Here is a 14,751-nt window from a genome sequence, read left to right as displayed (position 1 = left end):
CTCGCAAATCAAGAGCTGCCTCACAACACTCATAAGAGAACGACCATGAAGAACTTCGTTATTCCCGCAATACTCGCCGGCGTTATGGCATCCGGCTTCACCTTCGCTGCCGAATTGCCGGCCAGCATCAAGGCCAAGGGCGAGATCGTCGTAGCGATCATGCCGAACTACCCGCCGATGGATTTCAAGGACCCGGCCACCAACACCCTCACAGGGCTCGACTATGACCTGGGCAATGCCCTGGCCGAGCGTCTGGGTGTGAAGATCAAATGGCAGGAAACCGGCTTCGAGCAAATGATCAACGCCTTGACCACCGACCGCGTGGACATGGTGCTGTCGGGCATGACCGACACCGCCGAACGTCAGGCCAGCGTGACCTTCGTCGACTACTTCACCAGCGGTCCGCAGTTCTACACCCTGCAGAAAAACAAGGACACCCACGAGATCGTCGACCTGTGCGGCAAGAAGGTCGGCACCAGCCGCCGCACCACCTTCCCGGCGGAAATCGCCGAGTGGAGCAAGGCCAACTGTGAAGCCGCCGGCAAGCCGGCGATCAATGTGATCGGCACCGAAGGCTCGGCCGATGCCCGTGCGCAACTGCGCCAGAGCCGCATCGACGCGGCCATGCAGGGCAGCGAAACCCTGCCCTACCTCAAGACCCAGGAAAAGGATATGTACAAAACCGTGGGCCTGCCGATCTCCGAGCAGTACAGCGGGATGGGCGTGAGCAAGAAAAAACCTGAGCTCAGTGAGGCGGTGAAGGTTGCGCTGCAGAGCATGATCGACGACGGCAGCTACCAGGCGATCCTGAAGAAGTGGGATCTGGAACTGGGTGCGATCAAGACGGTGACGGTGAACGCTGGCAAATAAAGGTCGCCTCAGAACCATTGTAGGAGCGAGCCTGCTCGCGATAGCGGTGTATCAGCCAACGAAAATGTTGAATGTGATTGCCCCTTCGCGAGCAGGCTCGCTCCTACAGGGGCTGGTGTTTACTTGAATATTGTTGGAGCACGACAGATGCCCTCCTCACCCCAACCCACCTGGCCCAGCCAGCACAAAGCCTGTCTGGCCCTGGCCTTCGACCTCGACGGTCCCACCGGCGATGCCATGCTCAACGGCTCGATCTGGCGCAAGCCCGAGTATTTCGGCTTCGGCGGTTATGGCCCGTACCGGGCGCTGCCGCGGATTCTCGATCTGCTCGACGAATTCCGTCTGCCGACGACGTTCTTTGTCCCGGCCTGGGTCGTGGAGAACTGGCCGAAACAGTGTCAGGCGATTGTCGAGCGCGGGCATGAGGTGGCTTATCACGGCTACAAACACGAATCCTTCTACGCCCTGACGCTGGAACAGCAAAAGGACGTGATGAAGCTGTCCCGCGAGGTGTTCTGGAAGCACCTGCACATCCGCGCCGAAGGTTTCCGCACACCGTCCGGCGACTGGCGGGCCGAAACCCCGGCGATGCTGGTGGAGGCCGGCGTGACTTACTCCAGCAGCATGCGCGGCGATGACCGGCCGTACCTGGTGAATGTACCGGGCCACGCCACGCCGCTGGTGGAAATCCCCGGTCGCTGGGAAATGGACGACTACGCCTCCATCGCCTATACCCGCGCGCCGGACTTCCCTTCGGGGCTGGACCGCACCGCCAGCTACGCCCTGACCCTGGACAACTGGTGCCGCGAATACGACGGTGCCATGGATGAAGGGCTGTGCCTGACCACCCTGTTCCACCCCAAGATCACCGGCAAACCAGGACGCATCCTGTTGCTGGAAAAACTCTTCGAACACATGCGCCAACGCGACGACGTCTGGTTCACCACCTGCCGCGACGTCGCCCAGTGGTGGCTGAAGGAACATCACCATGGTTGATTCCACTGTCTGGCCCAAGGGCTACCGCTGCGCCGTGGTACTGACCGTCGACTACAACGACATCCACGGCATTCTCACCCAGGCCCCGGAAGTCGCCGGACGCGACAAGACCCTGTCGGTCTGGCGCTACGGCACCCAACGCGGGGTCGAGCGTTTGCTCGCTTTGTTCAAGGAGCTCGGTGTTTCCAGCAGCTGGTTCGTACCCGGTATCGTCGCCGAGGAAAACCCCGAGCATATTCGTGCGATCCAGGCGGGCGGACATGAGATTGCCTGCGCCGGGTATCACCATCAGAACTACGACAGCCTCGACCTCGCCGCGCAGAGCGCCGACATTGCCGAAGGATGCGCGGCATTGACGGCGCTGACCGGTCAGCGTCCCACCGGTTTCCGCATCCCCGCGGGCAACGGTGCACCGGGCTTCATCGAGGCGTTGAGGGATCAAGGCATTCGCTGGTCGTCGTCCTGGCGTGGTGATGACTTGCCGTTCGCTCACCCGACCGCACCCGACGTGATCGAGTTGCCCCTGCATTACGAACTGGAGGATGAACCCTACTTCGCCTTCAATCTCAGCCCTGCGGTGCCGCCGGCGCAATCGCGGATCGCATCCTACAGCCACACCCTGGGCAACCTGCAAATGGACTTCGCCGGGTTTCATCGCTTCGGCCTGTGCTACGTGTTGCGCCTGCATCCGGAAATCATCGCTACGCCGGGGCGCATTGGTGTGTTGCGTGAATTGCTTGAGGGGATTTTGCAGCACGATGACGTATGGATCGCTACCGGTGCTGATGTCGCCCAGTGGTGGGCAGAATCCGCAGCGCCGATCACTGAAGATCATCCGGCGTCGGTGTACGAGCGGCATTATCGGGACTACGTGCTATGACAGAGCGCATGCAACGACTGGCGAAATTTTGCGTGGATACCCGGTTCGAGGACCTGCCGCCCGCACTGGTGGAACAAGCCAAGCGTCACATCCTCGATACTTTCGGCGCGACCCTCGCCGGGGCAGACAGCGAAGTCGCGAAAACGGCACGGCTGGTATTCGAAGACGAAACGGGCGACACCTTGGTCTGGAGCACTCGCCAGCGGGTCGGCGGCGCTCAGGCAGCCATGCTCAACGGTATCGCCGCCCATGCCCTGGAACTGGACGACACCGGTGGCTGCGACCACTCCGGTGCCGTAGTGCTGCCGGCGGTCATGGCGGCGGTGTCGATGGCCGGGCAACCGGTGAGCGGCCGCGAGTTCATCACGGCCGTGGTGATCGGTTACGAAGTCGGGCGCCGGGTGCTCGAAGCCTGCGGTGGCTACTCAGCCCATAACGGTGCTGGCTGGCACTCCACGGCGACCTGCGGGGTGTTCGGCGCGGCAGCCGCCAGTGCACGGATTTTTCGATTGAATGCCGGGCAAACCTTGTCGGCACTGGGCATCGCCGGCAGCTTCAGCGGTGGCTTGTGGGCTTTCATCCACGACGGCTCGCAAAGTAAAAAACTGCACAGTGGCCGGGCCGCCGAAGGGGGGTTGCTGGCGGCGCGGTTTGCGCAGCAAGGCATCAGTGGTCCAACAAAGTTGTTCGAGGATGTCTGGGGCGGCTTTTTGCAGACACTTGCCAGCGCCAACTCAACCCCCGAAGCACTGGATGCCGATCTCGGCGCCGTATGGAAACTCGCCCGCTGCTCGATCAAGCCCTACGCCTCGTGTCGCGGCACGCATTCGGCCATCGATGCGTTGGGGCTTTTGCTCGACCAATTGAATGTGCCAGTCGATCAGGTCGAAGACATACAGGTTTCGCTGTGCAGTTTTCTCAAGGACATGTGTGGCGGCCAGGATGTCGACACCCTCGCGGCGGCGCAGATGAGCCTGGCGTATGCACTGGCGGCACGGCTGGTACATGGCCATTGTCGATTGCAGGCCTATGACGATGAAGCGCGCAACGATCCACGCATTGTCCAGTGGATGTCACGCATTCGCCTTGAAGTGGACCCGCTACTGTCCGAGGATGGCGAGCCCGTGGTGACACTGCGGACCGTGGACGGTCGGCAAGCGAGCCTGTGCGTTGAAGTGCCGTTGGGCGCGCCGGGTAATCCGCTGAGTGATGAGCTGCTTGCGGAGAAGTTTCTCAGTTTGGCGATGCGGGTCATGTCCCGGGAACGGGTTGAGGAACTGCTCGGGCAGTTGTGGCGGATTGAAGAATTGGAATCGGTTCGTACTCTGGATCGGTGGCTGGCTTGAGTATTGCGTTGCTTGTGCCCGCCTCTTCGTCGGAACGCCGCCCGGAGCAAGCCCGCTCCCACAGGTACTGCGGCGCTTTTGTGGGAGCGGGCTTGCCCGCGATGACAGCGACGCGATATTGCGGCGAACACCAACAATCTGAATAAGGACATTTGCACCACCGTGGCCACTTACTCGCTCGTTATCCGCCGCTTGATGATCGTTTCACTGACCATCGTGGTCAGCCGCGCCATCACCAGCCCCTTGCTCACGCTGTTCCTGAGCAACAAGCTGGGCCTCAACCAACAGGACGTTGGCTTGCTGCTCGGTATCGCGGTGTTCATCGCCACCCTGCTGGCGCTTTACGGCGGCTATATCATCGACCGCCTGGAAAAGCGCCGGCTGCTGATCCTGGCGATGCTCTCCAGCGCCATCGGCTTCGTGCTGCTGACCTTTGCCGAAAACCTCTACGTGACCACCGCCACCCTGGTGATCACCGAGACCGCGTCAGCGCTGTTCCTCATCGGCTCCAAAGCGATCCTCAGCGAAAACCTGCCCATGGGCCAGCGGGCCAAGGCGTTTTCCCTGCGCTACACGCTGACCAACATCGGCTATGCCACAGGCCCCATGCTCGGCGTGGTGATTGCCGGAGTCTATCCGATCGCACCGTTCCTGATTGCCGGTGGCATCGCGTTCTTCAGCATCTTCCTGATGATAGGCATTCCCAGGGATTCGGCGCAGACACCCGCCATTGGGCAACCCCAGAGTTTCCTGAAAACCCTGGTCACCCTGAAAAACGACCGCACCCTGATCATGTTCACCTGCGGCTGCCTGCTCAGCACCGTGGTGCACGGGCGTTACACCCTCTACTTGTCGCAATACCTGCTGGTGACCCACGATTCCAAACGCGCCCTGGAAATCATGGCCGCCCTGCTCGCCTGCAACGCCATCAGCGTGATCCTGCTGCAGTACCAGATTGGCCGGTTCCTCAATCGCGAGAAGCTGCGCTACTGGATTGCCGCGGGCACCAGCCTGTTCATCCTTGGCCTGATCGGCTTCAGCCTGGCCGACAGCATGCTGAGTTGGTGCGTGGCGATGTTCATCTTCACCCTCGGTGAAATGATCATTTACCCGGCCGAATTCCTCTTCGTCGACACCCTGGCCCCGGAAGAGCTGCGCGGCAGTTACTACGGCGCGCAGAACCTGGCGGCCCTCGGTGGCGCCCTGAGCCCGGTGATTTGTGGCTTTCTATTGATGCACACCCCTGCGCCCACGATGTTCTATGCCTTGAGCGCACTGACCGCGATGGGTGGGTTCCTGTGCTTCATGAGCGGTCGTCGGGTGGCTATAGTGCAAAAGTAATGCACTGAAACCGCATTAATATGAACCTTTCAGTGGCACGAGCTTGTGATTGAATTTCTCCAGAAAACTGTCGACGACCTGCTCGTGCACAAAGAGGATCTTCAAGGCGGTGCAACGCTGGCCGGGAAACTGTCGCGCAAAGCTTCGAGCAGCGGGCGAATCAGCAATACGCCAAACCTGGCCGGTTTGACGCTGCCGCCAATGTGAATCGGTAAGGCGCGCGTGCCTGCAGCGCGTCTTCGATACGCAGCAACTGGTTGTACTTGCCGACCCGGTCAGAGCGACAGAGCGAGCCGGTCTTGATCTGACCGGCGCAGGTGGCAACCGCCAGATCGGCAATGCTGGTGTCCTCGGTCTCACCCGAACGATGGGAAATCACCGTGGTGTAACCCGCGTCCTGGGCCATGCGAATGGCGTCGAAGGTTTCGCTGAGGCTGCCGATCTGGTTGTACTTGATCAAAATCGAGTTACCGATGCCACGCTCGATACCTTCCTTGAGAATGCGCGTGTTGGTGACGAACAAGTCGTCGCCGACCAGTTGCACACGCTTGCCCAACTTCTCGGTCAGGTACGCCCAGCCCTCCCAATCGCTTTCGTCCATGCCATCCTCGATCGATACGATCGGGTAACGCTGGCACAGCCCGGCCAGGTAGTCGGCAAACCCTTTGGAGTCGAAGTCCTTGCCCTCGCCTGCCAGCACGTAACGCCCTTCGCGATAGAACTCGGAGGCGGCACAGTCAAGGGCCAGGGTGATGTCCCGCCCCAGAACATAGCCGCTACGGGTCACCGCTTCCTCGATGACCACCAGCGCTTGTTCATTGGACGCCAGCGAAGGTGCGAAACCGCCTTCGTCACCGACGGCGGTACTCAGACCGCGTTCGGTGAGTACCTGCTTGAGGGTATGAAACACCTCAGAGCCAATGCGCAAGGCTTCCTTGAACGACCCGGCACTGACTGGCTGGATCATGAACTCCTGAATGTCGACGTTGTTATCCGCGTGTTCGCCACCGTTGAGGATGTTCATCATTGGTACCGGCATGCTGAAAGCGCCGGGACTGCCATACAACGCGGCCAAATGCTCGTAAAGCGCAATATTCTGGGTGGCCGCAGCGGCTTTGGCCGTTGCCAGGGACACGGCGAGAATGGCGTTGGCACCCAGGATGCTTTTGCTCTCGGTACCGTCCAGGGCGATCATTGCACCGTCGACTTCACGTTGATTCAGCGCATCCAGCCCCACGACACGCTCGCGTATCGCGCCATTGACGTTGGCCACTGCACGCATCACGCCTTTGCCATGGTAGCGACTGGAGCCGTCACGCAACTCCAGGGCTTCGCGGCTCCCGGTGGAAGCACCGGACGGCACGCTGGCCACCCCCACTGCACCGCCACTGAGCGTGACCACCGCTTCGACGGTCGGGTTACCCCGCGAGTCAAGGATTTCCCGTGCGTAAACATGTTGGATCAGGGTTGGGTTGTTCATTTGAGTCAGCACCACTGAAAGGGTTTAAAGCGACTTCCCGATGATCATCCGCATCAAGCAGCTCTTGCTGTTCGGCGCGAGCCTCGGAAAAATCGAAATCACGCGGCCACTGCGGCTTGTCGTCCGCCGTCGGTTGGGGGCCGTGTTCGTTGAGTGTTTGCATCCACCAGAGGTTTCACCTCGATCGGCACACCCGGTCACCTGCACGGATCACGCGCAGACCGTCAGTCCCGCCTTGGGCACCGGGTTAATACATGCACCACGCCATCCGCCAGCACCATCACCCCCGGCACACCCGCCGCACGCAAGGCCTGTTCGTCCAGTCGGGTTACATCACGCAGCTGGACCCGCACTCGCGTTATCGCAATGCGCTGTCGCGATGCCAGGTTATCCAGCCCACCCAGCGCGGCGACCACGCTCGACGGCAGGTCCGTAGAAAGCAGGGCCGCCACCTTTGGCTCATCCACCAGCAGATCCGGGGTCAATGCCCTCCAGAACGCCCGTTGCATTTTCTCGAACATGTTCAGTTCTCCAACACCTGTGAAGTTTCGACCAGCGCCTGCTGCTGCGAAGACAAGGCCTCGCGGACCTGCTCAGCGCTCTCCAGCCCGAGTATCTGATGCGCGACTGCCTGACAGTCGCTGAGGTCGACCTCGCGAATCGCGGCCTTGATCGCCGGAATCAGCGGCACGCTGACCGACAGTTCATCCACCCCAAGCCCCAGCAACAGCGGTACCGCCAGAGTCTCCGAAGCCAGCGCGCCACACACCCCGACCCACTTGCCATGGGCATGGGCGGCCTTCACGGTGCTGGCGATCAGACGCAGTACCGAGGGGTGAAAACTGTCGGCCTGGCTGGCCAGACGTGGGTGATCGCGGTCCATGGCCAGGGTGTATTGGGTCAGGTCGTTGGTGCCGATGGAGAAGAAATCCACCTCGGGGGCAAACAGGTCCGCCATCAACGCCGCGGACGGGACTTCGATCATGATGCCCAGTTTCGGCAGCGCCTTGAGCCCGAGCGCCAGCGCCTCTTCTTCCAGCATCTGCCGCGCCAGGCGCAGCTCCGACAACTGGCTGACCATCGGCAGCATGATGTGCAGACGGGCCAGACCGGCGCTGCTCAGAATTGCCCGGAACTGCTCGCGCAACAGCTGCGGACGCTCCAGGCACAAGCGAATTCCGCGCATGCCCAGAAACGGATTGGCCTCGCTGTCCATTGGCACGTAGGCCAGCGGTTTGTCGCCGCCCACATCCAGTGTGCGCACCACCAGATTGCGCTCTGGCCCAAGGGCCCGGGCGATGGCGCTGTAGGTGATCGCTTGCTCGTCATGGCTGGGCGCGCTGTTGCGCTCCAGATAAAGAAACTCCGAACGCAGCAGACCGACACCCTCGCCGCCTAGCGCCATCGCCTGCTCGACCTCAAGCAGCGAGGCAACGTTGGCCGTCACCTCGAAATGATGGCCGTCACGGGTACAGGCCGCCAGCGAAGCCTGCTCGAGTTCGCGCTGATGCCGTTGCCGTTGCTGCTGACGTTTGCCGTGCAGCTGTTCGATAGCCGACAGTTCAGGGTCCAGGTGCAACTCACCCCTGTCCGCATCGAGCAGCACTCGGGTTCCGCTGGCCAGCGACAGCACCTGCACCGGTAAACCACACACCGCCGGCAAACCCAAGGCCTGGGCGAGTATCGCCACATGGCTGGTGGCACCACCGCCCACAGTGGCGAAACCCAACACCTTGTCGGTATCCAGGGCAGCGGTCTGCGACGGTGTCAGTTGCTCGGCAATCAAAATCGCCTGGTCCGGCAACTCCCAGATACCGTCCGGCACCCCGAGAATCAGCTTGAGCACGCGCTGGCCGACATCCATCAGGTCCAACGCCCGCTCGGCCAACAAGGTGTTGCCCAGCGACTTGAACAGCGTAGCGGTGGCTTCAGTAGCACTGTTCCAGGCAAACGCCGCGCTCTTGCCCTCAGCAATCAGGGCCTGGGCTTGCTCCAGCAGACTCGGGTCTTCCAGTAACTCCTGATGTGCCTTGAAGATATCCTCCTGCGCCTTGCCTTTCGCGTTGTCGCGCAAGTGTTGCAGCGCCTGCGTCGCGCGGGTCAGCGCACGCTCCAGCGATTCGCGTTCCACGCGTTGATCCGCGGCAAACTCAGGCACCTCCAAGGTGCGCTCAGCCACCTGCACCACCTGCCCAAAGGCCGAACCCGCGGAAGCACAGACACCGCGCAACAGCTTCGTCGACACCGCCTGCGCCTGAACCACCGGCGCTACGACCGCCACCGCAGTCACGGCCTCACCGCAGCCATCCGCTAGTAGTTGGGCCAACGTGCTGATTGCCAATTCGGCATCTACGCCCACCGCACTGACCTGCAGCGCATCGCCGTGAACCGTCTGCAACGCCATGATCGCCACCAGGGACTTGGCGTTGGCGCTGTCCTGCTGCTTGTGCAGGCAAATGCTTGCCGCAAAACCTTTCGCCGCCTGCGCAAAGATCGCCGCCGGCCGCGCGTGCAGGCCATTGGCATTGGGCAGGTGGACCGGTTTGGAGAACAGCGCTTCGCCCTCCTCCTGCGCAACGCTGGAACGCGGATCGCCGAGGCTCAGGCGCAACACGGGCTGGGCACACGCCACCAGGCCATTGTCGGGTGTCAGCAGGCTGAAGGGCTCGCCACTGACCAACAGCATCAAGGTCAACAGGCTGCGGGCATGCAGGGCTACATAGTCGGCATCGAACTCGATCAACGGCTGTCCGGCCTCGACACGCTGGCCCTGCTCGACCAAGGCGCGAAACCCCTTACCCGCCAGGTTCACGGTGTCCAGACCAATGTGCAGCAACACCTGTACGCCGCTGTCATCGGTGATGCTGATCGCATGGCCACTGTGTTGAAGGTTGCTGACCACGCCGGCCAACGGCGCGCAAAGGGTCTGCGAGGTCGGATCGATGCACAGGCCGTCGCCGATCACCCGGCTGGCGAACACCGGATCCGGCACGTGATCAAGTGGCACCAGCACCCCGGACAGCGGCGCCAGCAATTGCAATGGTTGGGTTATGGTCATGACTTCACCTGCGGTTTTGTTCTTTGAAGTGCCGATGGAGCGCGAGCTCCTACAGCATCGCTTATTTCCACCAGTACTCGACTTGCAATCCGACGTTCGCACCATGCAGCGCCGTGCCGAACGCGCCGGTATCGGACATCGCTGAACCTTGTGCCAGTTCATTGGCCGCACGTTTGGCCGCTTCGTTCCAGCTGGCATAGGTGTAGTACAAACGCACCTCGGGACGTTCCCAGAACCCCGGGCCCTTTGGCGACCAGGTCGGGACAAAGGAGAATTTACTCAACTTGCGCGTACCTCCTGGGGCCTCGACCTGATCGTGTCCCAGCTCAGTCACCAACTTGAATTGATCGGTGATCGCGTAAGCCGGGCGAACGCCCAGGGAAATCCAGTTCTGGTCGTTACCGTCCGGGCGGATATCCTTCTGATAGACCGCTTCGACCTGACCACCAAAACGCGGTGTCACTTGCCAGTCGAAGAACTCCACCAGCCGGTAGTTCTTGTTGCTGTCGTCCAGGCCCACATCGCCGGTGTAACCCAACCCGGTGCCAGGCCCTTCGCCGTATTGCAGCGCCAGTTTGTTCTTACCGCCGAGGAAGTTTTTCTGCACATGCTGGGCGGTGATGGCCCAACCTGCGTGTGCATCGCTGCGGTCAGGTTTTTCGATGTAACTGAGGCCAAACTCCAGTTCACCGCTGGGGTTGGTCTGAAAACCTGCGACGTTGAAATCCTGCCGGGTGACATAATCCTTCTGGTACAAGTTGTCCTTGCGCGAAAAGGCGTAGCTGTATTTCAGGTCGCCGATCTTCACATCCTCGATACCACCACCGGTGGCGCTCTGGTTCCAGTAGTAGAAGTCGGAAATATGGATGTCGTTTCGTTTGTAGTAACGCCGACCGGCCCACAACGAACCACCATTGAGACTCGGCAAGTTCGACCATTGTGCATACATCTGCGGCATGCGCACCGAGCCGTTATCACCGTTGAACGTCAGGTCTTTGTCGTACTGGTTGTACAACGAAGCCATGCCGTCGACGCTCAGCACCGAGCCGTCGTCCAGGGTGTACACGTCCTGACGCAACTCCAGCTCCGCGTACTGCTCGCACTCGTTGCCCAAGCGGTATTTCGACTGGGCGCCCTGCAGTTGAAAACACTGCTGAGGACCGCTGTTGACCGAGGTCCCGACGCCGCTACGCAAGTAACCGGCGAACTCCAAAGCCTGGGCCGAGAACGGCAACATCAGGCATGCGCACGATGCTGCAAGTTTGCGATTAATTGTGGTTTTCAAGAGCCGCCTCATTATTTTTATTGTGCTCATTCGGTAAAATCTGCGCGCAAGAAACCCCACGCAGTGCTCTGCGCGTTGTTTGAAGAGCGTGTTTTTTAGTGGTCGGTCAGGTGCAAGACGAACGACTCGTATGGCCGCAGGAACAGCTGTCGACTACGTGTCTCACAATCCGGGAAGTTGCTGATCACCAGGCGTTGCAACATGCAGTCGGTGATTACCTGCTCCGGCAACTCGACTTCACACGCCGTGCCATAGAAGTTATTCACCACCAGCAGGCGCTCGCCTTCGCCTTCACGCAGGTACACCCAGACCTGCGGGTGCGTGGGCAAGAGCTGGCGATACACGCCGTCCTGAATCAGCGGTTCGCTGTGGCGCAGGGCAATCAACTGGCGATAGTGGTGCAGCACCGAAGTCGTGTCGTCGAGTTGGTTTTCGACATTGATCTGCGTGGCGTTGGCCGGCACGCCGATCCATGGTTCGGCACTGCTGAAACCGGCATTGGGTTGCGTGTTCCAGTGCATCGGGGTGCGACTGTTGTCGCGGGATTTCTGCATGATTGCGCTCATGCTCGATGCCTCGGACTCCCCGGCATCACGCTTGAGCCGGAAGATGTTCAGCGTCTCGACATCGCGATACTGCTCGATGCTCTCAAAGCCCGGGTTGGTCATGCCCAACTCTTCACCCTGATAGATGAACGGCGTGCCCTGAAGAAAATGCAGCGCGGTGCCGAGCATCTTCGCCGATACCACGCGGTGTTCGCCGTCATTACCAAACCGCGAAACCACTCGCGGCTGATCGTGGTTACACCAGAACAGTGCATTCCAGCCACCACCGGCCTGCATGCCGGTCTGCCAGTCGGAAAGGATGCGCTTGAGTTCGAGGAAGTCGAAGTCAGCGCGAACCCACTTCTGCAAGTTCGGGTAATCAACCTTCAGGTGATGAAAGTTGAAGGTCATCGACAGCTCTTTCGAGTCCGCTCGCGAGTAACGAATGCAATGCTCAAGGCTGGTGGAAGACATCTCGCCGACGTTGATCAGGTCATGGCCCTCGAAGACTTCGCGGTGCATTTCCTGCAAGTAGTCGTGCACGTTCGGGCCGTCGGTGTAGAAACGCCGACCGTCGCTGTTGTCCTCGGGAAAGTCCGCCGGTTTCGAGATCAGGTTGATCACGTCCAGACGGAAACCGCCGACGCCCTTGTCACGCCAGAAGCGCATCATCTTGAAGACTTCAGCGCGTACCTGCGGATTATCCCAGTTCAGGTCGGCCTGAGTGTGGTCGAACAGGTGCAGGTAGTACTGACCGGTTTGCGCCTCGAACTCCCAGGCCGAACCACCGAACTTGGATTCCCAGTTATTCGGCTGATCGCGCCAGATATAGAAGTCGCGGTACGGGTTATCGAGACTGCTGCGGGCCTGCTGGAACCACTGGTGTTCGATGGAGGTGTGATTGACCACGATATCGAGCATCAACTTGATACCGCGTTTGCCAGCCTCGGCGATCAGCAGCTCACAGTCAGCCATGGTCCCGTAGCTCGGGTCGATGGCGTAGTAGTCGCTGATGTCGTAGCCATTGTCGCGCTGGGGCGAACGCAGGAACGGGGTGATCCACAGACAATCGACACCCAGCCATTGCAGGTAGTCGAGCTTGGCCACCACCCCGAGCAGATCGCCCGTGGGGTTGCCGGCGTGGCTGTGAAAGCTTTTCGGGTAGATCTGGTAGATCACCGAACGCTGCCAGTCTTGCATGGCGGATTCCTTTAATGAGTTTTGCTGTGTCTGGTCTGGCGTCTTCGTCGGATCGCCGCCCGGAGCAAGCCCGCTCCCACAGGGGTACGCATTCAAAATGTGGGAGCGGGCTTGCCCGCGAATGGATCTATCAGGCGACTCGATATCCATGCCGGACAATCTTCATGCTCAAGCCACAGGTCAAAACGAACGGCACGACCATGGCGATGACCATCCCGACCACGAACATCGGGATGTATTGCGGGATGATCGAGATGAAACCGGGCAAACCACCGACACCGATCGCCGAGGCCTGGATCTTGTTCAGCGACAGGAACATGCAGCCCAGCGCCGAGCCGATCAACGCTGCGTAGAACGGAAACTTGTAGCGCAGGTTGACGCCGAACATCGCCGGTTCGGTGATGCCGAAATAGGCGGAAATCGCTGAGGTCGAGGCCATGCTTTTATCCCGCGCACTGCGGGTCATGTAGAACACCCCGAGTGCCGCGCTGCCTTGGGCAAGGTTGGACATGACGATCATCGGCCAGATGAAGGTGCCGCCCTGGGTGGAAATAAGCTGCAAATCGACCGCAAGAAACATGTGGTGCATGCCGGTAATCACCAGCGGCGCATACAGCAGACCGAAAATCGCCCCGCCGACCATCGGCGCCAGGTCAAACAAGGTCACCACGCCTTGGGTGATCAGAATCCCCAGGTGACGGGTCACCGGACCGATCACGGCCAGCGCCAACACCCCGGTCACGACGATCGTGGTAATTGGCACCACCAGCAGTTGAATGGCATTGGGTACCCGCGCCCGCAGCCATTTTTCAATGACGCTCATGACGTAGGCGGCCAGCAGGATCGGCAGAATCTGACCTTGGTAGCCGACCTTCTCGATCTTGAACCAGCCAAAAATATCGAAGTACGGCAGGCTCTGGCCGTCCAGCCCGGCCACCGCCTTGCCGTAGTTCCAGGCGTTGAGCAGGTCCGGGTGAACCAGCATCAGACCCAGCACGATGCCAAGGATTTCACTGCCGCCAAAACGCTTGGCTGCCGACCAGCCGACCAGCGCCGGGAGGAACACGAACGAGGTGTTGGCCATCAGATTGATCAAGCTCCAGACACCGTCCAGCGTCGGGTAGGCCTCAAGCAGGGTCTTGCCGGCAATGAACATGCCCTTGGCGCCGATCAGGTTGTTCACCCCCATCAGCAGGCCGGCAATGATCAGCGCCGGCAGAATCGGCATGAACACATCGGAGAACACCCGCACCAGGCGCTGCATGGCATTGGTTTTATCGACGCCCTTTTGTTTCACGTCGGCGATGGTCGACGCAGCAAGCCCTGTCTGCTCGCGCAGCGCGGCGTAAACCTTCTCGACTTCGCCGGGACCGATGACGATCTGAAACAGGCCGCCGGTGAAGAACGAGCCTTTGACCAGGTCGATCTGATTCAGCGTCGTACTGTCGACCCGCTGTGGGTCTTTGAGGGCCAGGCGCAGACGCGTGACGCAATGTGCGGCCTGTTCAAGGTTGTCAGCACCACCGAGGCTATGAAGCAGCTCGCTGGCAATAGTCGCGTAGTCATGGCTCATGCTTTTCATCCACTGTGTTTTTTGTTGTTTGGCAGCACACCGAAGCGAAAAATACTCGTCTGTACGAGTTAAAGCAACAACTCGTACAGACGAGTTGGAATTTATTTATCGATGACCCGCCCAGCGGCGATATTTCCGACAGCCACGACCGCCCCGCCATTTGTGCAATAGACAAAC

11 protein-coding genes and 2 pseudogenes are annotated in these 14,751 nt (G+C 60.4%); 5 read left to right on the top strand and 8 right to left on the bottom strand.

Going from position 1 to position 14,751, the window contains the following annotated elements:
* The first annotated feature begins 45 nt into the window (after positions 1-45).
* The 5 genes from AC3ITY_RS11110 (at position 46) to AC3ITY_RS11090 (ending at position 5,433) form a co-directional block, all read left to right on the top strand.
* Complete coding sequence (locus tag AC3ITY_RS11110; RefSeq protein ID WP_489309075.1) at positions 46-870, top strand: ABC transporter substrate-binding protein; 825 nt, start codon at positions 46-48, stop codon at positions 868-870.
* A gap of 147 nt (positions 871-1,017) precedes the next feature.
* Positions 1,018-1,866: a polysaccharide deacetylase family protein gene (locus AC3ITY_RS11105; RefSeq protein ID WP_489309073.1), complete on the top strand. Its 849-nt coding sequence runs from the start codon at positions 1,018-1,020 to the stop codon at positions 1,864-1,866.
* Positions 1,859-2,746: a polysaccharide deacetylase family protein gene (locus AC3ITY_RS11100; protein ID WP_489309070.1), complete on the top strand. Its 888-nt coding sequence runs from the start codon at positions 1,859-1,861 to the stop codon at positions 2,744-2,746. The genes AC3ITY_RS11105 and AC3ITY_RS11100 overlap by 8 nt, the downstream gene beginning before the upstream one ends.
* A complete protein-coding gene (locus AC3ITY_RS11095) occupies positions 2,743-4,092 on the top strand; it encodes an MmgE/PrpD family protein (protein WP_489309068.1) in 1,350 nt (449 codons plus the stop codon). Before AC3ITY_RS11100 ends, AC3ITY_RS11095 begins: the two co-directional genes overlap by 4 nt.
* Positions 4,093-4,254: 162 nt before the next feature.
* On the top strand, positions 4,255-5,433 hold the full coding sequence (locus AC3ITY_RS11090; RefSeq protein WP_489309066.1) for an MFS transporter: 1,179 nt from the start codon (positions 4,255-4,257) through the stop codon (positions 5,431-5,433).
* A gap of 27 nt (positions 5,434-5,460) precedes the next feature.
* Here AC3ITY_RS11090 and AC3ITY_RS11085 read toward each other — a convergent pair.
* The 8 genes and pseudogenes from AC3ITY_RS11085 to treP form a co-directional block, all read right to left on the bottom strand.
* Positions 5,461-5,562: pseudogene (locus AC3ITY_RS11085) on the bottom strand (aldehyde dehydrogenase family protein); the annotation flags it as partial.
* Positions 5,547-5,624, bottom strand: a pseudogene (locus AC3ITY_RS11080) (hypothetical protein); the annotation flags it as partial. The pseudogenes AC3ITY_RS11080 and AC3ITY_RS11085, both read right to left, overlap by 16 nt.
* Positions 5,594-6,913 (bottom strand): phosphopyruvate hydratase, encoded by a 1,320-nt coding sequence (eno, locus tag AC3ITY_RS11075; RefSeq protein ID WP_489309064.1) that lies wholly within the window; start codon positions 6,911-6,913, stop codon positions 5,594-5,596. The gene eno and the pseudogene AC3ITY_RS11080, both read right to left, overlap by 31 nt.
* A 224-nt stretch (positions 6,914-7,137) precedes the next feature.
* Entirely contained in the window at positions 7,138-7,434 is a 297-nt protein-coding gene (locus tag AC3ITY_RS11070; RefSeq protein WP_489309061.1) for a PTS sugar transporter subunit IIB, read from the bottom strand.
* 2 nt (positions 7,435-7,436) lie between these two features.
* A complete protein-coding gene (gene ptsP / locus AC3ITY_RS11065; RefSeq protein WP_489309059.1) occupies positions 7,437-9,971 on the bottom strand; it encodes a phosphoenolpyruvate--protein phosphotransferase in 2,535 nt (844 codons plus the stop codon).
* A 61-nt stretch (positions 9,972-10,032) separates the two neighbouring features.
* Positions 10,033-11,256: a maltoporin gene (locus tag AC3ITY_RS11060; protein WP_489309057.1), complete on the bottom strand. Its 1,224-nt coding sequence runs from the start codon at positions 11,254-11,256 to the stop codon at positions 10,033-10,035.
* A gap of 95 nt (positions 11,257-11,351) precedes the next feature.
* Positions 11,352-13,001 (bottom strand): alpha,alpha-phosphotrehalase, encoded by a 1,650-nt coding sequence (gene treC / locus AC3ITY_RS11055; protein ID WP_489309055.1) that lies wholly within the window; start codon positions 12,999-13,001, stop codon positions 11,352-11,354.
* Between the two features lie 130 nt (positions 13,002-13,131).
* On the bottom strand, positions 13,132-14,574 hold the full coding sequence (gene treP, locus AC3ITY_RS11050) for a PTS system trehalose-specific EIIBC component (RefSeq protein WP_489309053.1): 1,443 nt from the start codon (positions 14,572-14,574) through the stop codon (positions 13,132-13,134).
* Positions 14,575-14,751 lie beyond the last annotated feature (177 nt).

It is taken from the genome of Pseudomonas sp. GL_091, assembly GCF_057837725.1.
This window is presented reverse-complemented; position numbering and strand designations above follow the sequence as displayed.

What these genes read in the sequence shown, in the direction of transcription:
- AC3ITY_RS11105 (WP_489309073.1), top strand. Translation starts at nt 1,018, where the DNA reads ATGCCCTCCTCACCCCAACCCACCTGGCCCAGCCAGCACAAAGCCTGT.
- AC3ITY_RS11095 (WP_489309068.1), top strand. Translation starts at nt 2,743, where the DNA reads ATGACAGAGCGCATGCAACGACTGGCGAAATTTTGCGTGGATACCCGG.
- AC3ITY_RS11100 (WP_489309070.1), top strand. Translation starts at nt 1,859, where the DNA reads ATGGTTGATTCCACTGTCTGGCCCAAGGGCTACCGCTGCGCCGTGGTA.
- AC3ITY_RS11070 (WP_489309061.1), bottom strand. Translation starts at nt 7,434, where the DNA reads ATGTTCGAGAAAATGCAACGGGCGTTCTGGAGGGCATTGACCCCGGAT.
- treC (WP_489309055.1), bottom strand. Translation starts at nt 13,001, where the DNA reads ATGCAAGACTGGCAGCGTTCGGTGATCTACCAGATCTACCCGAAAAGC.
- ptsP (WP_489309059.1), bottom strand. Translation starts at nt 9,971, where the DNA reads ATGACCATAACCCAACCATTGCAATTGCTGGCGCCGCTGTCCGGGGTG.
- treP (WP_489309053.1), bottom strand. Translation starts at nt 14,574, where the DNA reads ATGAGCCATGACTACGCGACTATTGCCAGCGAGCTGCTTCATAGCCTC.
- AC3ITY_RS11110 (WP_489309075.1), top strand. Translation starts at nt 46, where the DNA reads ATGAAGAACTTCGTTATTCCCGCAATACTCGCCGGCGTTATGGCATCC.
- eno (WP_489309064.1), bottom strand. Translation starts at nt 6,913, where the DNA reads ATGAACAACCCAACCCTGATCCAACATGTTTACGCACGGGAAATCCTT.